General features: G+C 32.9%; 18 protein-coding genes and 3 tRNA genes. 9 read left to right on the forward strand and 12 right to left on the reverse strand.

Annotation, left to right across the window (positions count from 1 at the left end):
- Nucleotides 1-214: 214 nt before the first annotated feature.
- Together WFZ86_RS13755 and WFZ86_RS13760 are read right to left on the reverse strand one after the other, a co-directional pair.
- Nucleotides 215-976 (reverse strand): C40 family peptidase, encoded by a 762-nt coding sequence (locus tag WFZ86_RS13755; RefSeq protein ID WP_342692465.1) that lies wholly within the window; start codon nucleotides 974-976, stop codon nucleotides 215-217.
- Between the two features lie 63 nt (nucleotides 977-1039).
- A complete protein-coding gene (locus WFZ86_RS13760) occupies nucleotides 1040-2218 on the reverse strand; it encodes an acetyl-CoA C-acyltransferase (protein ID WP_342692466.1) in 1179 nt (392 codons plus the stop codon).
- Nucleotides 2219-2458: 240 nt separating this feature from the next.
- Here WFZ86_RS13760 and WFZ86_RS13765 point away from each other — a divergent pair.
- The 4 genes from WFZ86_RS13765 to WFZ86_RS13780 all read left to right on the forward strand — a co-directional run bounded on the left by WFZ86_RS13765 (nucleotide 2459) and on the right by WFZ86_RS13780 (nucleotide 3463).
- Nucleotides 2459-2542, forward strand: a tRNA-Ser gene (locus WFZ86_RS13765).
- Nucleotides 2543-2555: 13 nt separating this feature from the next.
- Nucleotides 2556-2630 (forward strand) — tRNA-Pro (locus WFZ86_RS13770).
- 6 nt (nucleotides 2631-2636) lie between these two features.
- A tRNA-Arg gene (locus WFZ86_RS13775) sits at nucleotides 2637-2710 on the forward strand.
- Nucleotides 2711-2803: 93 nt separating this feature from the next.
- Nucleotides 2804-3463 carry a M15 family metallopeptidase gene (locus WFZ86_RS13780; protein WP_342692467.1) on the forward strand — a complete coding sequence of 220 codons (660 nt, stop codon included), beginning with the start codon at nucleotides 2804-2806 and terminating at the stop codon, nucleotides 3461-3463.
- On the opposite strand, the gene WFZ86_RS13785 is transcribed toward WFZ86_RS13780, so the two are convergent.
- The 9 genes from WFZ86_RS13785 to tsaD all read right to left on the reverse strand — a co-directional run bounded on the left by WFZ86_RS13785 (nucleotide 3460) and on the right by tsaD (nucleotide 11955).
- Nucleotides 3460-4029 carry a hypothetical protein gene (locus WFZ86_RS13785; RefSeq protein ID WP_342692468.1) on the reverse strand — a complete coding sequence of 190 codons (570 nt, stop codon included), beginning with the start codon at nucleotides 4027-4029 and terminating at the stop codon, nucleotides 3460-3462. The genes WFZ86_RS13780 and WFZ86_RS13785 overlap by 4 nt on opposite strands.
- Nucleotides 4030-4035: 6 nt before the next feature.
- Entirely contained in the window at nucleotides 4036-5208 is a 1173-nt protein-coding gene (locus WFZ86_RS13790; protein ID WP_342692469.1) for a THUMP-like domain-containing protein, read from the reverse strand.
- Nucleotides 5209-5210: 2 nt separating this feature from the next.
- Nucleotides 5211-6302: an AI-2E family transporter gene (locus tag WFZ86_RS13795; RefSeq protein ID WP_342692470.1), complete on the reverse strand. Its 1092-nt coding sequence runs from the start codon at nucleotides 6300-6302 to the stop codon at nucleotides 5211-5213.
- 77 nt (nucleotides 6303-6379) lie between these two features.
- Complete coding sequence (locus tag WFZ86_RS13800) at nucleotides 6380-7354, reverse strand: zinc metalloprotease (RefSeq protein ID WP_342692471.1); 975 nt, start codon at nucleotides 7352-7354, stop codon at nucleotides 6380-6382.
- Nucleotides 7355-7933: 579 nt separating this feature from the next.
- A complete protein-coding gene (locus tag WFZ86_RS13805; RefSeq protein WP_342692472.1) occupies nucleotides 7934-8890 on the reverse strand; it encodes a zinc metalloprotease in 957 nt (318 codons plus the stop codon).
- A gap of 122 nt (nucleotides 8891-9012) precedes the next feature.
- On the reverse strand, nucleotides 9013-9531 hold the full coding sequence (locus WFZ86_RS13810; protein WP_342692473.1) for a TrmH family RNA methyltransferase: 519 nt from the start codon (nucleotides 9529-9531) through the stop codon (nucleotides 9013-9015).
- Between the two features lie 10 nt (nucleotides 9532-9541).
- The gene (locus tag WFZ86_RS13815) at nucleotides 9542-10183 is read right to left on the reverse strand and encodes a DUF4159 domain-containing protein (protein ID WP_342692474.1); all 642 of its coding nucleotides are present in this window, start codon (nucleotides 10181-10183) and stop codon (nucleotides 9542-9544) included.
- 41 nt (nucleotides 10184-10224) lie between these two features.
- Nucleotides 10225-10929, reverse strand: a complete 705-nt coding sequence (locus WFZ86_RS13820; protein ID WP_342692475.1) for a 16S rRNA (uracil(1498)-N(3))-methyltransferase — start codon at nucleotides 10927-10929, stop codon at nucleotides 10225-10227.
- A gap of 3 nt (nucleotides 10930-10932) precedes the next feature.
- Nucleotides 10933-11955 carry a tRNA (adenosine(37)-N6)-threonylcarbamoyltransferase complex transferase subunit TsaD gene (gene tsaD / locus WFZ86_RS13825; RefSeq protein ID WP_342692476.1) on the reverse strand — a complete coding sequence of 341 codons (1023 nt, stop codon included), beginning with the start codon at nucleotides 11953-11955 and terminating at the stop codon, nucleotides 10933-10935.
- A 33-nt stretch (nucleotides 11956-11988) separates the two neighbouring features.
- Between tsaD and WFZ86_RS13830 the strand changes: the two genes are divergently transcribed.
- Together WFZ86_RS13830 and WFZ86_RS13835 are read left to right on the forward strand one after the other, a co-directional pair.
- Nucleotides 11989-12132: a hypothetical protein gene (locus tag WFZ86_RS13830; RefSeq protein WP_342692477.1), complete on the forward strand. Its 144-nt coding sequence runs from the start codon at nucleotides 11989-11991 to the stop codon at nucleotides 12130-12132.
- A gap of 135 nt (nucleotides 12133-12267) precedes the next feature.
- Nucleotides 12268-16641, forward strand: coding sequence for a translocation/assembly module TamB domain-containing protein (locus WFZ86_RS13835; protein ID WP_342692478.1), 4374 nt, complete (start codon nucleotides 12268-12270; stop codon nucleotides 16639-16641).
- A 20-nt stretch (nucleotides 16642-16661) separates the two neighbouring features.
- Here WFZ86_RS13835 and WFZ86_RS13840 read toward each other — a convergent pair whose 3' ends face one another.
- The gene (locus tag WFZ86_RS13840; RefSeq protein WP_342692479.1) at nucleotides 16662-17540 is read right to left on the reverse strand and encodes an alpha/beta hydrolase; all 879 of its coding nucleotides are present in this window, start codon (nucleotides 17538-17540) and stop codon (nucleotides 16662-16664) included.
- 202 nt (nucleotides 17541-17742) lie between these two features.
- Between WFZ86_RS13840 and WFZ86_RS13845 the strand changes: the two genes are divergently transcribed.
- The 3 genes from WFZ86_RS13845 to WFZ86_RS13855 all read left to right on the forward strand — a co-directional run bounded on the left by WFZ86_RS13845 (nucleotide 17743) and on the right by WFZ86_RS13855 (nucleotide 22671).
- A complete protein-coding gene (locus WFZ86_RS13845) occupies nucleotides 17743-19023 on the forward strand; it encodes a glucose-1-phosphate adenylyltransferase (RefSeq protein WP_342692480.1) in 1281 nt (426 codons plus the stop codon).
- A gap of 79 nt (nucleotides 19024-19102) precedes the next feature.
- The gene (locus WFZ86_RS13850) at nucleotides 19103-21037 is read left to right on the forward strand and encodes an alpha-1,4-glucan--maltose-1-phosphate maltosyltransferase (protein ID WP_342692481.1); all 1935 of its coding nucleotides are present in this window, start codon (nucleotides 19103-19105) and stop codon (nucleotides 21035-21037) included.
- Nucleotides 21037-22671, forward strand: coding sequence for a trehalose synthase (locus WFZ86_RS13855; protein ID WP_342692482.1), 1635 nt, complete (start codon nucleotides 21037-21039; stop codon nucleotides 22669-22671). The genes WFZ86_RS13850 and WFZ86_RS13855 overlap by 1 nt, the downstream gene beginning before the upstream one ends.
- The last annotated feature ends 7 nt before the right edge of the window (nucleotides 22672-22678 follow it).

The raw sequence follows: 22678 nt of genomic DNA on the forward strand, positions 1-22678 counted from the left end.
TTGCTCAACTTCTCTAACGATTTGAAGTTTTAAGGACATGCTGTAATCTCGCTGGGTGCGCTTTACATAATTCGTGTATTCTTCCATAACGATTGTTTTTGTGTATCGCTATTTCAGGACGGGACAGAGAAATCTGAGCAGCTTCTGATCAAATTTCAAATATATTGTTCTCAGAAGTTGGACTGTAATTTTTTGGATAGTATGTTTTTTTTGCTTAAATAATTTTTTTTATAACTCTTAATTTGTGAGTGTGTTTTTGAGTTTCGGTATTGTAAATACCTAGATGGTCTAGACGATCGATACGTACTTTTCCACTTGCATGTATAATGTAATTATCAGTCATAATTATACCAACATGAATAATTTTTCCTTCTTCATTGTCAAAAAAAGCTAAATCACCAGGTTCACTTTCTTCTATGAAGCTCAAGGATTCTCCTTGTGTTGCTTGTTGAGAAGCATCTCTTTTTAAATGGTAACCATTTAGCTTGTATACCATTTGTGTAAAACCAGAGCAGTCTACTCCAAAAGGAGTTTTGCCTCCCCATAAATATGGGGCATGTAAATACATGTAGGCTGTTTTGATTAAACTGTCTTTTTTCTTTATGCCACTTATTTTGTTTCCTTCAAAACTAAAGTTAGCAGTGTTGATTTCGGGATAGTTTAAAAAAGATAAGCTTGTTCCTAATGTTATAGGGATTAATAGATTGTTAGGACCTGTGATATATTCAATTAAATCAGCATTCAAAACAATACTATCGTTAGAAAGTTGATAATAATCTTGTTCGGAAATTAATTGATACTGTTTACTGTCTACCCAGCCTTCATAATCATCATATTGAAGTTTTATCTTAGACCATTGATTATGGGTGTCAATAATTTGAAAATGTTCTCCAAAAAGTACTTGAGAAACAATTTCACTCCTGTCACTTGGCTCAAAGCGAAGTGGAATGATGGCTAGGTTACAGATTCCAAACATTTTTTTTGATTTAAAGATTGAGGTAATTAGTTTCTTCTAAAAACCTCAATCTAACTGTGTGTTTTAATTTTTTTCTATCACTATTGCAGAAGCTCCACCACCTCCATTACAGATTGCTGCGGCACCAATTTTAGCATTGTTTTGTTCTAATATATTTATTAGAGTAACAATGATTCTTGCACCAGAACAACCCAGAGGGTGTCCTAAAGAAACTGCACCGCCATTTACATTAACTTTTTCATTATCTAGTCCTAAAATTTTAGAATTGGCTAAACCTACAACAGAAAAGGCTTCGTTGAATTCGAAATAATCTACATCTGCAATTGTTAAACCAGCTTTATTAAGAGCTTTGGGAAGTGCTTTTGCAGGTGCGGTTGTAAACCATTTAGGCTCTTGTGCGGCATCAGCATAGCTTTTTATATACGCCAAAGGTTTTATGCCTAATGATAAAGCTTTTTCTTCGCTCATAAGAACTAATGCTGCTGCTCCATCATTAATAGTTGAAGCGTTTGCGGCAGTTACGCTTCCTTCTTTTGTGAAAACAGGATTTAAAGCTGGTATTTTGTCTAGATTTACATTGGTAAATTCTTCGTCCTTGGCAATAATAATTGGTTCGCCTTTTCTTTGAGGTACAGAAACAGGAACTATTTCGTTATCAAATTTTCCTGAATTCCATGCGTCGGAAGACCTTTTGTAAGATTGTATGGCAAATGTATCTTGTTCTTCACGGGTAATATTGTATTCTTTAGCGCACAAATCAGCACTAACTCCCATAGCATTGTTGTCATAGGCATCTGTAAGTCCGTCTTTTTGCAGGCCGTCAATCATAGTATTTGGTCCAAATTTGGTTCCTGAACGTAGATTCATGTAGTGTGGAATTAAACTCATGTTTTCCATTCCTCCAGCTACAACAATTTCTGCATCTCCACATTGTATAGCTTGCGAAGCTAACATTATAGCTTTCATGCCAGATGCGCATACTTTATTGATTGTAGTGCAGACTACTTCATTTGATAATCCAGCATACAATGCTGCTTGTCTAGCAGGTGCTTGTCCAACTCCAGCTTGAACCACGTTGCCCATGTAAACTTCGTCAACTAGATTGGGGTCTAATTGAATTTTTTCTAATGCTCCTTTTATGGCTACAGCGCCTAATTTTGGAGCGCTAATATTTGATAATCCACCCATAAAACTACCAATTGGAGTTCTTACAGCTGAAACTATAACTACTTTCTTGTTCATAATGTAAAAATATGTTGATTTGTTTAGCAAATTTAATCTTTTTTGCTACTATTTCACATTTTCTTCAAATAATATGCATTTGTTTGCTAATGCGAAAATTCATTAAAGTCTATTTGTTTGATTGTGAAGTATTTTAGGAAAATATTGGATTTTATTTTAAAAAAAACATCAAAATAGTTGTGAGAAACATAAAGATGACTTAAATTTGCAACCGCAAAACAAGACAGGTTTCTTGGTTTGGGAGAGGTGCCAGAGCGGTAATGGAGCAGATTGCTAATCTGTCGACGGGTAACCGTCGCCAGGGTTCGAGTCCCTGTCTCTCCGCAAATTTTGCACTCGGGGTGTAGCGTAGCCCGGTTATCGCGCCTGCTTTGGGAGCAGGAGGTCGCAGGTTCGAATCCTGCCACCCCGACAATATGGACGCATAGCTCAGCTGGATAGAGCACCTGCCTTCTAAGCAGGCGGTCGAAGGTTCGAATCCTTCTGCGTTCACTTAAAACGATACTAGAAATAGTATCGTTTTTTTGTTTTATACCATTCCTTTTTGATCCAAATTGTATACATTTATAAAAAAAACATTTGATCATGCGTTTTATACTTCTTTTTATTTTTTTTCTCTTTTTTTCTTCTTCAATAATTTATTGTCAATCCCCTAAACAGCAGTTAGCGACTAAAAATGGTTTAATTGCATCAATTTCAGATACTACATTTGTCAATTTGAAAGACTATAGTGATGGATTTGCTTATGATATGAAGTATGCTACAAATGATAATTTTTTGAAATCAAAAGTGTATGATTGTGCAGAATGTTTTTTGAGATTGAAAACGGTAAAAGCTTTAATCAAAGCCAATGATAAGTTTACCAAAAAGGGGTATAGAATTAAACTTTTTGATTGTTACCGACCTTTAGATATCCAGAAAAAGATGTGGGCATTAGTGTCTAATCCAGAATATGTAGCGGATCCTGCTAAAGGTTCTATACATAATAGGGGAGGAGCTGTCGATTTAACCCTCGTAACTTTGGAGGGCAAAGAACTAGAAATGGGAACTACTTTTGATTTTTTTGGTAAAGAAGCAAGTCACGGTTATCCATTTCCTGATAAAAAAGTAATGGATAACCGCAAAATGTTAAAAAAAATAATGCTTCAAAATGGATTTAAAGCATTTGAGTCTGAATGGTGGCATTATAATTTAACTTCTGCTATGGTTGATAAAGTCTCCAATACAAAGTGGAAGTGTAATTAATTTTCTATGCAAGAAATATTTTTGATAAAATAATTTTCAGGTTGATAGACTTTGTTATCTAATTCAGATGTGAATTCTTTTTTTATAATGTAATCTTCTAAATCTGTTAAGTATTTTATTCGCATTAGTGATAATGGTGAGTTTTTTAACTTCTCAAAACTATCTTTTAAAAAGTAAAATTCTCCTGCAGTGACCCTGTTATCAAATCCTTTATCGTCTCTTAAAAGCGTTCCACAATTTTCTTGGTCTTTATGAATTAAAGTAATGATGTTTCCGTCATTTAGTTGTAGAAATAATTTTGAATTTTTATCAAAGCAGTTGGCTTTTATGAAGCCTTTACTTTTTTGTATCAATTGAATATTTAAGGTTGGAATTCCATCAGTTAGGGCAAGTGATAAGAAGATATAACTTGAGGTACCTGCGAAATTTTTTTCACTAATCATATACTCTTTTGTGACTTTATAAGCTCCTATAGAGTCTACGACATTGGTGCTGTATTCGCATTGTTTTTGTGCAAATAAAGAAAAAGTTGAAATGGTGAAAATGGTTAGTAATACTTGCTTCATATGGTTTTAAATTTTGCTGCAAATTAAAACTATTTTGTCGTTATTTATATCAGTTGTAAAAAAACAATAGGTATTTCCTCCTTCTTTTATTTTCCATTTTTTTCTAATATTTTCTACAGTTTCCGGAAAATTTCGGGTGGTAATGTTGGTTTTTTGGTTGACTAAGTGTTTTTTTATTTCTAATTTGCTGTAGTTTAGTTGTTTGTTGATTTTAAATCGTCTTCCAGGGAAGTCGATCAGTTCAGTATTTGTATATAAATGCGAATTGGGGTGCAATTTGTTCAAATTATAGGCAGAACTAACGGCATCAAAACCACCAGATTTCATAATTGCACTATTAGGTTCATATAGAAATTCCTCTGGTAAACCATAACTAGGCTGGCTATCATTTTCTGGTAGATCAAATTTTTCTTCTTTGTTCTTAGTTATATTCACGGTTTTTATGAAAACGTGTCCAATATACTCTTTATGAAGTTCCCATAAAAGCTCTTTTACTTCATTGTTTAGGGCAATGATATGAATTATTTTTACATTTTTTAATTCTGTTAATCCTGCTGTAATGTCTAATAATGGTGCTGTCTTTATTAGGATTGAATTGGATTTTGTAAAGTACAAATCGATATTCTCAGGTACGTTAGGAAGACAGTCTTTGAGCATGAAAACTTTTCCTTTGCTTTTGTTTCTTCTTGAGGGGTCGATGTAGATCCAATCCCAAGTTTGGTCAATAGTGCTAAGAATATTTTGGCTATCACCCGTTTTGCATTCAATGTTTGTTGCTTTTAATTGTTTAAAGTTATGAGCTGTAATTGCTGAAAGTTTAGGATTAATTTCACAATGCACTACTTTTTGGAACTTTTTAGCAAAGTAAAAATCGTCTACTCCTAATCCGCCTGTCAAATCTATTAAACTTGTTCCTGAAATTAAATTAGATTTATGTAAAGCCGTTGCTTCAGAAGAGGTTTGCTCAACAGAAATTTTTGGAGGGTACACAATGTTTGTTGTTGAAAACCAAGTAGGAAGTTTTTCTTTTGCTTTGGTTTTGCTTTCTATTTGTTCTATAATTGTTTTCCAATCAATGTTTGGAAATGGATTTTTTTGTAAAGCTAGTTTAGTTATTTTTTGGTCTAATTGATCGTTTATGAAATTTTGAACGTCAATGTTTAAAAAGTCGAAATTCAAGATTAAATGTCTTTGGTTAACAATTGGATAATTTTATTGTCAGGAAAAAATTCTTTCCCAATTACTTTCAAGATAGTATACAAAGGTACGGCTATTACCATTCCTAAAATACCAAACAAAAAACCAGCAATAAGTATGACTAAGAAGATTTCTAAGGGGTGAGAACTTACGCTTTTAGAGAATATAATGGGTTGTGATAAATTATTGTCAATAAGTTGTACAATCCAAAATCCAATCAAAACATAAATAGTTGTAGGTAGTATTTCGGTTTGAAAATCGCTACCAAGATGGCTAATCATAGAAAGAATTGCTGCTAAAACAGACGCGATTAAGGGGCCAATGTAGGGAATGATATTTAATACGGCACACAAAAAAGCGATGATGATGGCGTTTGGGATGCCAAAAATTAACAAAACTATCAAATACAAAAGAAAAACAATAAAGAGTTGGAGTAGTAGCCCAATAAAATAGCGAGAGAGTAGGTGATTAATTTTTTCTAATGAATTCAATATTTGTTCTTCATGACTATCAGGAATTAACTTTTTGGCGCCAACAATAAAAAGTACACGATCTTTTAGGAAAAAAAAAGTGATGAATAAAACAGAGGCTAATCCCATTCCGAAACTACTGATAGTGCCTAAAATAGAATTTAAAAAATTAGGGATAATTCCGAAATTTATTTTTGAAGTGATATTATTAAAATTGAGTAGCTTTTTTGCATTGATGTGGTGACTTTCTAAAAATGCATTAATTTGGTTGATGAGTTCAATGGCATTCTGTTCAATTTCTTTCGTATTTAAGAGTGAAAGATTCTGACTTTGTGAGGTAATTAAAGGAACGAATAAAATTACTATTCCAAAGATTATTGCTACGAATATTACTATTGTTGTTATGGTTGCTAGGTTGTGTGAAAACTTTAATCTTTTTTTAAAGAAATCCAAAAAAGGATTGCCTATCAATGTCAAAATTAAAGCAACCATAAGGTAAATTAAAACTGATTGTATTTGATATAAAAAATAAATACTTAATGCTGAGGCTATAATAATTACTATTGCTCTAATTATTCCGTTGGCAATTAGTTTTGAAGTGATCATATGGTTTGATTTAGTTTATAAATATAAAAAAACTCGCTAAACCTAGCGAGTTTTAATTATAATTATTTTGTTTGGATTTAGATTCCGAATGCAGATCTAGCACCACCGCTTACAAACAGAGCAGCCATTCTAGCTTTTTGTCCATTAGTAAACATGTACATTCCTCTGTCATCAGTATAATCCATGTAGTTCATTGTCATTTCTACAGGTGTTCCTGTACAAGTACTTAAGTGTGGGTAAGTAGGAACTCCAGTATTAGCAGCATTGTGAGTAGGAGTGTCAGCAACTAAATCACTTCCACAATTGGCATCACCCCAAATGTGTCTTAAGTTCATCCAATGTCCAACTTCGTGAGTTGCTGTTCTTCCTAAGTTGAAAGGAGCTGAAGCGGTGCCAATTGTACCAGTGCAAGTATGAGCTAAAACTACCCCGTCAGTAGACAAAGAGCCGCCAGGGAATTGAGCATAACCCAAAATGCTTCCACCAGTTGATGGCATACTACTAACAATCCAAATGTTTAGATTTGTTGATGGACTTGTTGGATTTATACCTCCACTTGTTGATTTTTTCATTGTATTGTTTTGTCTATCCGTTGAAGACCAAGATGTTTTTGTAGTAGATTTACGATTGATAGCTACTAATTCGAAAGTAATTCCAACATTTGCGGCAACACCTGAAAATAATGAAGGAGTACTTGAGAAATCTGAATTTGTAGCAGTAAAATCTTTGTTTAAAACAGTGATCTGTGATTGGATTTGTGCATCAGAAATGTTTTCTGCTGCGGTACGGTATAGTACGTTCACAACAACAGGAATAACTATTTTACCGTTTACCAATTTGTTAGTTAATTTGGCTTTTTGAGTGAATTCTTCGATTTGGTTCATTCGAATTGCTAAGGATGGATCTGCTGCTAATTGTGCTTGTAGTACTTCATAAGTAGCACAACCTCTCTCCGCTACTGCCTGACCATCAGTGTTTGTGTTTAATGTTTCCTCGTTTTGACAAGAAAAAAGTGTTAAAAACAGCCCAGCACTCAATAAAATTTTTTTCATAATTTGTTTTTTGTTAAAATGGTTTAAAAAATGTTAATTTGGTTAATTATTTAACAATTTTATAACATATTTTTTAAACTAACAATTTTTTTACTTATTTTTTTTTTAATAGAGTTTGATATAGGTTCTTTATGTATATCTGGAATTAATTTTTAGGAACTGACAATGAATAGAATACGTTTTTTTAAATTTTAATTTCTTGGGTAATCAATAAAAATAGATTTTTACTTTGTGAATTATTAACGGAACAAAAAGGGGAATAATTCCTGATAATCAATAATTATGAATAAAATTAGAATAGTGATGATTTCACGAGTTTGTGAATATTTTATTTTTTTGAAAAATAGGATATGGAATTTTTCTAGTTAATATAAAAATTAAAGTAATAATTAGATAGATTAAGTATAGATTCTATTTGATAAAATAGGCTGTAACTTAAATAGCCTAAATTATTCCAACAGTTCTAATAATTCCATTTGAAATTATTTTTGATGTTATCATAAGTTGATTCTTTAATTGAAGAGATAAAAAAAACTCGCTAAACCTAGCGAGTTTTCATTATAATTATTTTGTTTGGGATTAGATTCCGAATCCAGCTCTAGCGCCTCCACTAATGAAAAGTGCCGCCATTCTAGATTTTTGTCCGTTAGTAAACATGTACATTCCTCTATCATCAGTGTAATCCATGTAGTTCATTGTCATTTCTACTGGAGTTCCAGTACAAGTACTTAAATGAGGGTAAGCTGGTACTCCGTAGTTTGCTGCATTGTGAGTAGGTGTGTCAGAAACTAAATCACTTCCACAAGTTGCATCACCCCAGATGTGTCTTAGGTTCATCCAGTGTCCTACTTCATGCGTCATAGTTCTACCTAAGTTATAAGGATAGCTAGTGCCAGAGTTACTGGTTACTCCAAAATATTTTGAATCAACAACAACTCCATCAGTAGCTGCTGCTCCGCCTGGGAATTGTGCATATCCTAAAATACCACCTCCAATAGTACATGCCCACATGTTTAAGGTGTTTGATGGAGAAGTTGGAGCAATTCCACCTTGATTGGTTTTTTTCATAGCATCGTTAGTTCCCCAAGATGTTTTTGTAGTAGATTTACGATTGATTTTAACTAATTCAAAAGTAATTCCAACATTCGCAGCTACACCAGCAAATAGAGTAGGAGTACTTGAGAAATCAGTGTTAGTTGCAGTGTAGTCTTTGTTTAAAACGGCAATTTGGGACTGAATTAAAGCGTCAGAAATGTTTTCTGCTGCAGTACGGTATAATACGTTTACAACAACAGGAATAACTACTTTTCCATTTACTAGTTTACCAGTTAACCTAGCTTTTTGAGTAAATTCTTCGATTTGGTTCATTCGGATTGCCAAAGATGGGTCAGCAGCTAATTGTGCTTGGAATACTTCGTTTGTTGCACATCCTCTTTTAGCTACTGCCTGACCATCAGTGTTTGTGTTTAATGTTTCCTCATTTTGACAAGAGAAAAGCATTAAAAAAATTCCTGCACTCAATAAAATTTTTTTCATAATTTGGGTTTTGTTAAATTGTTATAAAAAAGTTAATTTGGTTAATTGTTTAACAATTTTATAACATATTTTTTAAACTACCAATTTTTTGAATAAAATTTTTTAAAATATTTCTTTGTAATTCAGTGATTTAGCGTTTGTCTCATTTTTCTAGTCAACTCGTAGAGCGCGATTCCAGTGGCTTGAACCACATTCATACTGCTGTTTTTGCCAAACATTTCAATATGAGCGATTTGATGAGATTTTTTTAAAAAGTAATCTGAAATACCATCAATTTCATTTCCAATCAGTAATGCAATTTTTTTATTCTTTGGAATTTCAACTTCTCCTAACGGTTTGCTGTTTGATGTTATTTCCAAAGCGATAATTTCAAAATCATTTGCTATCAAGTAATCCGAAACTACTTCTTTTGTTTCGATTAATTCATGGGGTACATGAAGATGCGTATTTCGAGAAGTCTTATTGATTTTTCTCGGATTCATTTGGTTTCCAATACCAAGAAAAAGAATTTTTTCAATGCCAAAAGCTTCACTTATTCTAAATAGAGAACCAATGTTGGGCTGAAAATTGATGTGGTCACATACTAAAATTATAGGAAATTCTAGGTTTTGGAAAGAAACCGATTCATGATTTAACTGCATGAAAATAATTTTAATTATTAAAAATATAATTAATGATGTTAGCTCCCATTTTTAGTGCCTTTTGGCGAACTTCTATTGGGTCATTGTTGACTTCGGCATCTTCCCAACCATCGCCTAAATCGCATTCATAGGTATAAAGTAACGCTAAACGGTTAGCTATAAATATTCCGTAGGCTTGGGGTCTTTTCCCATCATGTTCGTGTATTTTGGGTAAACCAGAACTAAAAACAAAGGGTTTTTGAAAAATAGGATGATTTGAGGGTATTTCAACCAAGTCATGATTAGGAAATAGTTTTTTGATTTCTTTTCTAATGTATTGATCCATTCCGTAATTGTCATCGATGTGAAGAAAACCGCCGGCTTCAAGATATTTTTTTAAGTTTTCTGCATCTGAATCGCTAAAAACAACATTTCCATGTCCCGTCATGTGTATAAATGGATAGGAAAATAAATCGGGACTATTAGGTTCTACAGTGACTGGTTTTGTCTTTATTCTGGTATTGATATTGCTGTTGCAAAAACGGATTAAATTAGGTAACGAGGTAGGATTAGCATACCAATCACCTCCACCATTGTATTTTAGTAACGCAATTTCTTGGGCATTGCTTCCGAAAGAAATCAAAAAAGTAAATAATATAAGAGGTCTTACCATATATAGGAACTATTTAAAGGAAATTTTACTTCAAGCTATTGTTATTCATTAAAAAATGCTACGCTATGGCAAGCCACAACAGCAGCTGTTTCTGTTCTTAATCTAGTGTTGCCTAATGTTACGGGAATAAAATTATTAGCCAGAGCAGCTTCAATTTCTTTTTCAGAGAAATCTCCCTCTGGACCAATAAGTATGGTTGTTTTTGTATTCTTTTCTAGAACAGATTTCAATGATTTCTTATCAGTTTCTTCACAATGTGCGATTAATAAAATTCCATCGAACTTTTGTTTTATGAAATCTTTAAATGAAATCGCCTCATTTAATTTTGGTAAATAGGAAGCGTTACATTGTTTCATTGCCGTCAAAATTATCTTTTCGAATCGTTCTTTGTTGATCACTTTTCTTTCAGAGCGGTCACAAATGATAGGGGTGATTTCTTGAATACCAATTTCGGTGGCTTTTTCTAGAAACCATTCATAACGATCATTCATTTTGGTAGGCGCTACCACCAGGTGTAAAGGATGAAGCGATGACGCCATTTTTTCGAAGGACAAAATCGAAACGTTGCATTTGCTATCAGAAGCCAAAGTGATGGCTGTTTTGAACAAATAGCCTAGTCCATTGGTAACAAACAGAATGTCGCCGTCTTTTTTTCGGAGGACTTTGATGATGTGTTTGCTTTCTTCTTTGTCAAATATAAAAGAAGTACTGCTTTCGTTTATCGAGGAATTGTAGAATAATTGCATGATTTAAAAAGGGATTCTTGCTTTTGAAACAACCGAAGTAGCTTCAAAATGTTGAGATAAATATTTTTGATAACCTACAATTCCGATCATTGCTGCATTGTCAGTGGTGTATTCAAATTTAGGAATAAAGGTTTTCCAACCGTATTTTTTTTCTGCTTCTTGTAAAGTGCTTCTGATTCCAGAATTGGCAGAAACACCCCCGCCAATTGCCACTTGCTTAATTCCTGTTTCTTTGACGGCTTGTTTTAGTTTGTCCATCAAAATAGCAATGATAGTATATTGTATGGAAGCACAAATATCATTCTTGTTTTCTTCAATAAAATTCGGGTTTTCTTTTTGATTTTTTTGAATAAAATATAAAATAGCAGTTTTCAAACCTGAAAAGCTAAAATCCAATCCTGGAACTTTGGGTTTGGTAAAGGTGAAGGCTTTTGGATTACCTGATTGAGCTAATTTATCAACCAAAGGCCCACCGGGATAAGGTAATCCTAGTATTTTGGCGCTTTTGTCGAATGCTTCTCCAACAGCATCATCTGTGGTCTCCCCAATAATGGTCATATCAAAAAAACCATCAACACGAACAATCTGTGTGTGTCCTCCGCTTATCGTTAAAGCCAAAAATGGAAATTCAGGCTTTTTATAGCCTTCTTCATCAATAAAATGAGCCAAAATATGAGCATGCATATGGTTTACAGCGATCAGAGGAATAGAAAGGGCTGTAGCCATTGATTTAGCAAAGGAACTACCCACGAGTAATGACCCCATTAGTCCAGGTCCTTGAGTAAAGGCAATGGCAGAAAGTTGTTCTTTGGTAATATTGGCTTTTTTTAATGCAGCATCAATTACAGGGACTATATTTTGCTGATGGGCTCTTGATGCTAATTCTGGAACAACACCACCATATTGATTATGTATCAGTTGATTGGCTACAACATTTGATAAGACTTTGTCGTTATAAAGAACCGCTGCAGCAGTATCATCACAAGAGCTTTCAATAGCAAGAATAAAAACGTCTTGATTTTGCATAAAAAGGGACAAATTTTAAATTTATTTTGATTAATGGCGGTAAAATTCTTTAATTTTACCGCTTGGTCAAAATTAGCTATTTTTTATGAAATGGCACCTCAAGTCATTAGATTTATAGCTTTATTACGCGTATGTGCTTCTTTAGATTTCTCTAGTGCCATGTTGTTTACCAAATGAATACTTAAAATTTCGGTTATCAAAAAAATAAAAAAAATACTATTACGTACCGCTTTGGCTCTTTTGCTCCTATTGTTAGTAGCAGGAATTGCCCTCTCACTTCCTGTTGTTCAAACAAGTATAGCTAAAGAAGTAATGAATAAAATCAATTCTTCTTATGGCACTTCTATTGTGATTGATGAAGTAGCAATTTCTATTTTTGGAGGAGTAAAACTGAAAAAAGTACTGATTTTAGATCATCATAAAGATACTTTGATTTATGCCAATAGAATTAAGACGAATCTGATTGGTATGAAGAAAGCCATCGATGGCGATTTAATTTTTAATGACATTCGCTTAGATGGTTTGCTTTTCAATCTAAAGACTTATAAGAAAGAAAGACTTACCAATTTAGATGTTTTTATTGAAGCTTTTGAAACAGGAAAACCCTCTACTAGGCCTTTTTTGATGACGGCTAGAGAGGCTTTTATTTCTAATGGACATTTTATTTTGACCGATGAAAATAGAGCAGTTCCAAAAGATGTTGATTTTACAAAACTCAATGCTCAAATTAGTAATTTTAAAGTTCTTGGTCCTGAAGTTCAAACCAATATTAATTTTTTGTCATTCAAAGATCATCGAGGGGTATTTGTAAAAAGATTAAGTGCGGCTTTTAGTTACAATAAAAAACGCATCCGATTAGAAGATTTAGATTTAGCTACAAATGAATCTAGCTTAAAAGGAGATGTACAATTAAATTACAAGATTGAAGATTTTTCAGACTTTAATAATAAAGTAAAATTTGATATAAAATTAAAATCTTCTTCGATTGCCTCAAATGATATTCGTTATTTCTATAACGAGCTCGGTCGCAATTTGTTTTTTAATGTTCGTTCCAGAATTGAGGGTACTCTTAATAACTTACGACTAACTGATCTTTCGCTTTTGGATAAAAAAGGTTCTAAAATAGTTGGAACTTTAAACTTCAAAAATTTATTTCCATCACAATCACAACAGTTTTATATGAAAGGTAAGTTCAAATCACTTACCACAAGTTACGATAATTTGGTTACCATTTTGCCTAATGTTTTAGGAAAAAGATTGCCAGAAGTTTTGAAAAAACTCGGAAATGTAGATTTAGGGGGAAATACAGAATTAACTACTGAAAATATTGAAGCCGATTTTGTAATGAAAACCGCTATAGGTACTTTAAATTCTGATTTGGTTATTTTAAACATGAATAAGTCCGAGATCGCTAAGTATGTTGGTAATGTTAAAATGACTGATTTTGATTTAGGTGTTTTTTTGGATAGAAAAGATATTGGTCCAACCAGTTTAAATTTGAAAGTAGATGGAATAGGTTTTACTGAAAAAAGTTTGAATACCGAAGTTAAAGGTGAAATTTCAAAAGCTGTTTATAATAATTATAACTACAGTAATGTAACTTTAGATGGTCATTTCAAAATGCCATTATATAAAGGTAAAGTCTCCATTAATGACCCAAATCTAGTTTTGAATTTTGATGGTTTGGTAGATTTGAGTGGAAAGCAAAATAAATACGATTTTCATATTGTCATTGATAAAGCGCATTTGCATCAATTGCATTTTGACAAAGAATTAGTTTCCAATTTCAAAGGTGATATTGTTGTTGATGCCACTGGTAATTCAATGGATAATATATTTGGAAATATTTATGTAAAAAACACCAGTTATCAGAATTCTAAAAAGACCTATATCTTTGATGATCTGCATGTTTCTTCAGTTTTTGATGAAAATAATATTAGAACATTAACCATAAATTCTACAGATGTAGGTCAAGGACAAGTAGTTGGTAAATTTAAATTTAATCAATTAGAAGCTTTAGTTCAAAATTCACTCGGAAGTCTCTATGGTAACTACAAACCAATACTTGTTGCTAAAGGGCAATTTCTAAAATTTGATTTTACCATTTATAATAAAATAGTTGAAGTTTTATATCCTGAAGTTGTTTTAGCAACAGATGCTCGAGTTAAAGGTTTAATAAATTCTGATAATAAGGAGTTTAAATTGAATTTAAATTCGGAGAAGATTACTGCAGCCGGAACCACTTTAGATAATATAAGATTAGCCATTGATAACAAAAATCCATTGTTCAACACTTTTGTTGAATTGGATAGCATTAAAACGGGTGTTTATAAACTCAGAGATTTCAGCTTGATTAATGTTACAATGAGGGATTCTTTAAAAATAAGAACCGAATTCAAAGGAGGGGAAAATGGGGAAGATCTTTTTAATCTGAATTTGTATCACACTATCGATAAGAATAAAAATAATGTAATTGGTTTTAGTAAATCCGATATAAAATTCAAAAATTATGTCTGGAATTTGAACGAAGTCGATACACAGAGTAATCAAATTATTTTTGATAAAGCGCTTAAAAATTTTGCGATCAATGATATTGTTTTAACTCACGAAGATCAACAGATTGATTTAAGCGGAATTATAAAAGGCAGTAATTATAAAGAACTCCATTTGAATTTTAAAGGAGTAGATTTGAAAAAAATCACACCATATAATAAGCAATTTGCTTTTAATGGAAACATAAGTGGAAAAGTAAATTTTGAACAAGACGGCTTAGTTTATAAACCTACAGCTTCAGTTTTTGTAGATCGTTTGAAAATTAATGATACTTTTTTTGGAAATTTAACTTTTGATATTCAAGGAGATCAAAGTTTTAAAAAGTTCACTATACAATCCAATTTAGAGAACGATAGTTTTGAATCGTTTAGCACAAACGGGCATTTTGAAATTGTGAATAATGAGACCATTCTTGATTTAGACATCAAATTAGATAAATTTAATTTGGCTTTTTTAAGTCCAGTTGGTGGAGAAGTCATTAAAAATATCAGAGGATTGGCTTCTGGAAATACCAAAGTGCAAGGCACAACCTCAAAACCAGATATCAATGGCCGTTTATATTTAGAAGGAGCTGGGATGAATATTCCTTATTTGAACGTTGATTATGAATTGGCGGATAGAACTATTGTTGATTTGTCTAACGAAAAATTTTTATTTCGAAATAATTCTATTGTAGATACCAAGTATAGCACCAAAGGGATTTTAAATGGAATTGTAGAACACAATCAGTTTTCGGATTGGAAATTAGATTTGAGGATTAATTCTAAACGTTTTCTTGCTTTAGATACAAAAGATAGCGAGGATGCCGCCTATTTTGGAACTGCTTTTATTGATGGTTCAGCATTAATAAAAGGACCTGTTAATAGTTTATTTATAAAAGTTGATGCCAAATCCGAGAAAGGTACTTCTGTAAAAATCCCAATTAATAATGCTGAAAGTGTTAGTGAGAATGGATTCATTCATTTTGTAACAGCAAAAGAAAAAAATAACAGCAAAAACGGTATTACAGAACGCATTCGAAACTATAATGGTCTTGAATTAGAGTTTGATTTTGATATTAATCCCAACGCCGAGGTTGAAGTTATCTTAGATCGTAATACTGGACACGGAATGAAAGGTAAGGGATACGGTTCTTTGCTGTTCAAAATTAATACTTTAGGAAAGTTTAATATGTGGGGCGATTTTCAAGCATACGAGGGGACTTATAATTTTAAATATGGCGGACTAATAGATAAAAAATTTGCAGTTAAAAAAGGAGGTTCTATCATTTGGGAAGGCAATCCGATGAAAGCACAATTGAATCTAGAAGCTGTATATAAAACCTCTGCAAATCCATCGGTTTTGCTTGAAAATTCATCTTTTAACACCAAAGTGCCTGTAGAGGTTATAGTTGGAATTCATGGAGATTTAGCTCGTCCTGAACCAGATTTTAATATCGTTTTCCCAACGGTAAGTTCTGTTTTAGAGTCCGAAATTCAGTATAAATTAAATGATAAAGATACCAGACAAACACAGGCGCTTTATCTATTGTCTTCTGGAAGTTTCTTGAGTGCAGAAGGGATAAATCAATCTGATTTTTCTACAAGTCTTTTCGAGACTGCGACTGGGCTCTTAGGTGATATTATTAAGTCGGACAATGATAAATTTAAAGTTGGTGTAAATGTCATTACAGCCGATAGACGAGCTGGTCGCGAGACAGATGGCCGTTTTGTAGCTACCCTATCATCGCAATTAAATGAGAGAATCACCATAAACGGTAAAGTGGGTGTGCCTTTTGGAGGGGTTAATGAATCTGCAATTGTAGGAGATGTCGAAATCTTATACAGAGTAAATGAAGCAGGAAACTTTAATTTGCGATTATTCAACAAAGAGAATGATATTAACTATATAGGACAAGGAATTGGATATACTCAAGGTGTGGGTATTTCTTATGATGTAGATTTTGATACTTTTAAAGAATTTGTTCAACAAATATTCAAAAAGCACAAAGTAATTATTCCATCCAAAGATACACATGTCGATGATGATTCCTCATTGTCACCAGATTATATCAATTTCAATAAGTCGAAAAAGCCAGTTCAAGAAAAGCCTAAGAAAAATCAAGAAGGTCTTATTCCTGAAGAAGAGTATTGATAAAACCAGAAAAATTAAGTTTAATTAGTTTGGGTGTCTTTTTTTATAAACGACACAACAGTATCAATTACCTCTTTGTCTCCCAAAATTTTACGATGTCCAAGATTATGTGTCAAAAATAATGTTCCTTCTTGGCAGTGTTTATGTATATTAATACCAGCTGTAACTGGAACTTCGGTATCATTGTGGTCATGAATGACCAAGATTGGAATAGTAATTTCGGAAGCAGCTTTATAAGCAGAAAAATCATCCATAATAATGTTATGTTTTTTTTCAAAATACGCTCTTAAGTTGTCGCTAATTTTTGAGTTTAATTTTAATTTAAGAATAAAATCATTAATGATATCTTGAACGACATCGCCACTTCCAATAACGGTTGCATTTTTTACTTTCAGTCCTTTTTTAATAGCATTCAGTGTTGACATACCACCTAAAGAATGGCCAATGATGGCTTCAAAAGGACCAAATTGTTGGTCAATTTCTAGTATAGACTCTATAAAATCGGTCATAATTGAGGTTTGACCAGGTGATTTTCCGTGTGCAGGTGCATCAAAACTTACGGTGGCATAGTTGTGCTTTAATAATTCGTCTGCAACTTTAAACAATTGAGTTCCTCTTCCTGACCATCCGTGTACCAATAATATTTTTTTATCAGAATTTCCGTAATAGTATGTCATTATTTCTTTATCGATTGTTGGAATCTTTATGATTTTTTTATGGCATTTTGAGTCCATTTCATGTTCTCTTTTTGGAGTCTTGTGTTTTATGGGAGTAACAAAAAGTTTTGCGGCAAAATGAGTGACTAATTTTGTCGAAATAAAAGCGAATATTTTAGCGGTTAATAAGATTGCTTTTGGAATTCGTAATTTTTTTGGTGAACTAGTCTTTGTTTTTGGCATTTTACTAATTTTTTTTTTAAAGTTGTAGTAAAGGTCTTTTTTACTAAATTTAAGAAACATAAAAGTAATATAAAATCTAATTTATTAACCAATGTTTTGATTAATACGTGGATATTTAGGATTTGTTTTATTTTTTGTTTACAACAGTATTGGTTTTTTTATGAAAGCGTTTATTAGGTTTAATATTTTTAACTAAAAGAAAATGAAGCAGCAAAAAAAGAATGTAATTGCTATTATTTTGGGAGGGGGTCAAGGCTCTCGATTGTATCCATTGACTGAGTTTCGTTCAAAACCCGCGGTACCCATTGGTGGGAAATATCGTTTAGTTGATATCCCTATTTCTAATTGTATGAATTCGGATATTTTTAGAATGTTTGTTTTGACACAATTCAATTCTAAATCTTTAAATGCTCATATCAAAAACACTTATAATTTTAGCATCTTTAGTCATGCTTTTGTAGATATTTTAGCTGCGGAACAAACACCTGATAATCCGACATGGTTTCAAGGAACCTCAGATGCGGTAAGACAATGTATGCCTCACTTTCTGAATCACGATTTTGAGTATGCTTTGATTTTATCTGGTGATCAACTGTATCAAATGGATTTTAATGAAATGCTTGAGGCTCATATCGCCAATGGTGCCGATATTTCTATAGCAACATTACCCGTTAATGCTAAAGACGCTCCAGAATTTGGAATTTTAAAAACGAATAATCAAAGTCTTATCGAGGCGTTTATCGAGAAACCTGCCGCTGAACTTTTGCCTCAATGGGAGTCTGACGTAAGTGACGAGATGAAACAACAAGGTAAGCATTATTTGGCTTCAATGGGAATTTACATTTTTAATAAAAAACTATTGGTCGAGTTGATGAAAAATCCTGAAACGAAGGATTTTGGTAAAGAGATTATTCCTCAAGCTGTTGGTAAGCAAAAATTACTTAGTTATCAGTATGAAGGGTACTGGACAGATATTGGAAATATTGAATCCTTTTTTGATGCCAATATTGGTTTAACAAACGATATACCTGATTTTAATTTATTTGATAACGATAATAAAATTTACACCAGACCTCGATTACTGCCGCCTTCCAAGTTTAAAAGCACTCAATTGGACAATTCCTTGATATCCGAAGGATGTATTATCAATGCCAAAGCCATCAAAAAATCAGTGATAGGTAACCGTTCTAGAATAGGTGAAGGGACCGTAATCGAGAACTCTTATATTATGGGTAATGATTTCTATCAAAGCTTAACTGATATGAAAGAGGATATCGAAAATGATAATCAATTGATAGGTATAGGAGAACGTTGCTACATCAATCATGCTTTAGTGGATAAAAATTGCCGAATTGGTAATGACGTGTATATCAATGGAGGTAAACATCTTGTCAATTGCTCCGAGGAACTGTATTGTATCAAAGATGGAATTGTGGTCATTAAAAAAGGGAAAACCTTACCTAATAATTTTAGAATAGAATAGTTCAGCAAAGTATTCTCAAACTTATGAATATAGTATCAATTTCTATAGTATGGAATTGATTTAATTTTTTTTAAATATTATGCAAAAGCAAACTCGAATTGTTATTGAAAATGTGATGCCTCAACTAGATGGAGGTGTTCACTTTATCAAAAGAATAGTGGGACAAACAATTGCCGTTACAGCAGATGTTTTTTCGGATGGACATGATGTAATTGAATGTTGTATTAAATACAAACACGAATCTGAAAAAAAATGGCAAGAAGTTCGAATGTGGCCAACCTATAACGATGAATGGAATGGAAGTTTTAAAGTTGAACAACAAGGTTTTTATAGTTATTTAGTAGAAGGATGGGTTGATTATGCACTCAATTGGCAACATGGAACCGAGCGTAAAATTCAAGACCATCAATATGTAAAATCAGAATTGCTTGAAGGAGCAGAGTACATTGAAGCGATTGTGAAGAAGGTCGATGCTTCTGAGAAAGAATATCTCAAAAAGTTGATTCAACTTTTCAAATCTGAATCGGATTACGATGAAGCCATAAAAGAGGCTACTTCTTATGAATTAAAAAGTATTTTTAAAAAATATCCTATTCGTTACATTGAAAATAAATCCTTGGAATTAAAGGTTTATGTGGATAGAAAAAAAGCCTTGTTTAGTACTTGGTATGAATTTTTTCCAAGATCTTCATCGGAAGAACAGGGGAAACACGGTACTTTTAAAGACTGCGAAAGACTATTGCCTAGAGTAGCTGCTATGGGTTTTGATACCTTGTATTTTCCACCCATTCATCCTATTGGAGAAATCAATCGAAAAGGAAAAAACAACACTACCAATGCACAAGAAGGTGATGTTGGTTCTCCATGGGGAATTGGTTCTCAATATGGTGGACACAAATCAACTCATCCTGAATTAGGTTCTATTGAAGATTTTAAATCTTTGGTGAAAAAAGCCCAAGATTTAGGTATTGAGGTGGCGATGGATTATGCCTTGCAAGCGGCTCCCGATCATCCTTATGTTAAAGATTTTCCACAGTGGTTTAAGTGGAGACCTGATGGAACCGTGCAATATGCCGAAAATCCTCCTAAGAAATACCAAGACATTCAGCCGATATATTTTGAAACCAAAGATTGGAAGAATCTCTGGAAAGAGTTGTTAGATGTGGCCTTGTTTTGGATTGAAGAATGCAATATCAAAGTCTATCGTGTGGATAATCCACATACCAAGCCGTTTTATTTTTGGGGATGGTTAATTGGTGAAATTAAGAAAAAACACCCTGATGTTCTGTTTTTAGCTGAAGCTTTTACGCGTCCTAAAATTATGAGCGAATTGGCTAAGCAAGGATTTAGTCAATCGTATACCTATTTTACTTGGAGAAACACTAAACATGAATTAATCGAGTATGTAACAGAGTTGACCCAATCTTCTCAAAAAGAGTTTTATAGACCCAACTTTTGGCCCAATACACCTGATATTAACCCTTTTGCTTTACAAGGAGGAAATGAATCCATTCATTTGCAAAAGTATTTTTTGGCCGCTACTTTAAGTTCTAATGTGGGGATTTACGGACCTGTTTTCGAATACATGATTAGCGAACCCATGGCACAAGGAAAAGAAGAATATTTGAATTCTGAGAAATATGAGTTTGTAAAGTGGGATTGGAGTATTCAAAACAATTTGACTCATAGAATATCCCAAATTAATACGATTAGAAAAGAACAAAATTCGTTGCAACAAACCAATAATATTGTTTTTTGTGAGACCAATAATGATCAAGTTATTGCCTACTATAAATACGATGATAACAAACAAAATGAAACCTTAATGGTAGTTAGTTTAAACGATCAACATGTCGTTCAAGCTATGGTGCGATTGCCTTATCAACAGTTAGGAAATCAACCCATTCGTGTTCACGATTTGATTACTGACGCAACTTATTACTGGGAAAACGAATGGAATTTTATAGAATTAGGTCCTAATGTACCTTTTCATTTATTTAAAATAATCAAGTAATGGTTGATAAAATTAACGAAGACGAATTCCAAAATCCGTTTGTTTTTAATATTGATTGGAAAAACGCTTTTGCTGAAGAAGATTTTGTCAAAGTATTTTCTTCGGATATACTCGAGAATTACATTATCAATAAGCGTTGGTATGGTGGAAAAGCCAGTACGCTAAAGTATATTGAGATTGTAGAATCCTTTCAAATTTCTTCAAAAAAGCACACTTATTATGGGGTTTTGTTTGAAGTTAATTTTAAAGAAGCTTTCTACCAACATTATTTTATGCCTATTTCATTCATGTCTGAAGTTGATTTGGAAACCAATACGGTAATCGCTCCAGTAATCATGAATGGAGTTCAAGGCTATTTGGTTGATGCCCTTCATCAAGAGGATTTTCGAAAATTATTATTTGATAATATAGTGCATTCTAATGCCAAAGTAGATGCTAAATTAAATTTTCATTGTGGTTCCAAATTAACTCAAAAGACCTATCAGAGCTCTAAATTTATGGGGGTGGAGCAAAGCAATACCTCTATAATTTACAATGACACTTTGGTTTTAAAAATCTTCAGAAGGATTTATATTAATATGAATCCAGATTATGAGATAAGTCGTTTTTTGACTGAACGAATGCATTTTGAAAATTCACCAGCTTACACCGGAAGTATCAGCGTTATTTTGACCGAAGGAAATATCACTTTGGGATTAATGCAAGAGTTAGTCCCGAATCAAGGCGATGCATGGAAGTTTATGTTAGAAGAAGTAGACCGAATTTTCGAAAATTTGAGCTATCGCAAAATTAAAATTGACAAATTACCCGATGTAGAATTATTCTCGAGATTGCGATTGAATGATATTCCACATGAAATTATCGATTGGGCTGGGTTAAAGATTTTTTTACGCATTAGAACTTTGGCGACGCGTACTGCCGAAATGCATATTGCTTTAGGTAGTGATATTCATGAAACCGCTTTTACTCCAATCACATACAACGGTGATTATTCGGTGTGGTTAAAGAATCGATTGACTTATCAATTTCAGAACCGATTGAATATTCTAGAAAACAACTTGCATAAATTGGATGGCTTGGCTCTGGAATTGGCTAATCAGTTTTTGGATCAAAAAAAGAACATTCGTAAGGTTTTCTTAGATTTCGATTGGACCAAAATGAAATCCGAGCGCATACGAATACACGGCGATTATCATTTAGGTCAAGTATTAGTTAACGGAGAAGATTTTTTCATTTTAGATTTCGAAGGAGAACCTGAAAGTACTATTCGCGATCGAAAAGTAAAACAACCCCCATTGAAAGATGTAGCAGGAATGTTCCGCTCGTTCCATTATGCTATTTATGCTACGATTTTCAATAATAAGGACAAGTATAATTACGAACAAGTTGAACTATTTATGGCGGGAGAATTGTTGTATAAATACTTTGTTGGCATCTTTTTGCAAACGTACACCGAGGTGGCTCAAGGAGGTAATCTTAACATTGGTTACAAAAATGAAATTGACTTTTTACTCAAATATTGTTTGCTCGAAAAAGCAGTTTACGAATTAGGGTACGAATTAAATTCAAGACCTCGTTGGTCTGTAATTCCATTGACAGGAATTGCGAGTATTATGAATTTTAAAACAAAATAAATTACAG

This window comes from Flavobacterium polysaccharolyticum, assembly GCF_038739875.1.
In the GTDB taxonomy this organism is placed as follows: Bacteria; Bacteroidota; Bacteroidia; order Flavobacteriales; family Flavobacteriaceae; genus Flavobacterium; species Flavobacterium polysaccharolyticum.

Excerpts from the sequence above, each read along its gene's own strand:
- WFZ86_RS13755 (WP_342692465.1), bottom strand. The coding sequence starts at position 976 with ATGTTTGGAATCTGTAACCTAGCCATCATTCCACTTCGCTTTGAGCCA.
- WFZ86_RS13760 (WP_342692466.1), bottom strand. The coding sequence starts at position 2,218 with ATGAACAAGAAAGTAGTTATAGTTTCAGCTGTAAGAACTCCAATTGGT.
- WFZ86_RS13780 (WP_342692467.1), top strand. The coding sequence starts at position 2,804 with ATGCGTTTTATACTTCTTTTTATTTTTTTTCTCTTTTTTTCTTCTTCA.
- WFZ86_RS13785 (WP_342692468.1), bottom strand. The coding sequence starts at position 4,029 with ATGAAGCAAGTATTACTAACCATTTTCACCATTTCAACTTTTTCTTTA.
- WFZ86_RS13795 (WP_342692470.1), bottom strand. The coding sequence starts at position 6,302 with ATGATCACTTCAAAACTAATTGCCAACGGAATAATTAGAGCAATAGTA.
- WFZ86_RS13800 (WP_342692471.1), bottom strand. The coding sequence starts at position 7,354 with ATGAAAAAAATTTTATTGAGTGCTGGGCTGTTTTTAACACTTTTTTCT.
- WFZ86_RS13805 (WP_342692472.1), bottom strand. The coding sequence starts at position 8,890 with ATGAAAAAAATTTTATTGAGTGCAGGAATTTTTTTAATGCTTTTCTCT.
- WFZ86_RS13810 (WP_342692473.1), bottom strand. The coding sequence starts at position 9,531 with ATGCAGTTAAATCATGAATCGGTTTCTTTCCAAAACCTAGAATTTCCT.
- WFZ86_RS13815 (WP_342692474.1), bottom strand. The coding sequence starts at position 10,183 with ATGGTAAGACCTCTTATATTATTTACTTTTTTGATTTCTTTCGGAAGC.
- WFZ86_RS13820 (WP_342692475.1), bottom strand. The coding sequence starts at position 10,929 with ATGCAATTATTCTACAATTCCTCGATAAACGAAAGCAGTACTTCTTTT.
- tsaD (WP_342692476.1), bottom strand. The coding sequence starts at position 11,955 with ATGCAAAATCAAGACGTTTTTATTCTTGCTATTGAAAGCTCTTGTGAT.
- WFZ86_RS13830 (WP_342692477.1), top strand. The coding sequence starts at position 11,989 with ATGGCGGTAAAATTCTTTAATTTTACCGCTTGGTCAAAATTAGCTATT.
- WFZ86_RS13835 (WP_342692478.1), top strand. The coding sequence starts at position 12,268 with ATGAATAAAATCAATTCTTCTTATGGCACTTCTATTGTGATTGATGAA.
- WFZ86_RS13840 (WP_342692479.1), bottom strand. The coding sequence starts at position 17,540 with ATGCCAAAAACAAAGACTAGTTCACCAAAAAAATTACGAATTCCAAAA.
- WFZ86_RS13845 (WP_342692480.1), top strand. The coding sequence starts at position 17,743 with ATGAAGCAGCAAAAAAAGAATGTAATTGCTATTATTTTGGGAGGGGGT.
- WFZ86_RS13850 (WP_342692481.1), top strand. The coding sequence starts at position 19,103 with ATGCAAAAGCAAACTCGAATTGTTATTGAAAATGTGATGCCTCAACTA.
- WFZ86_RS13855 (WP_342692482.1), top strand. The coding sequence starts at position 21,037 with ATGGTTGATAAAATTAACGAAGACGAATTCCAAAATCCGTTTGTTTTT.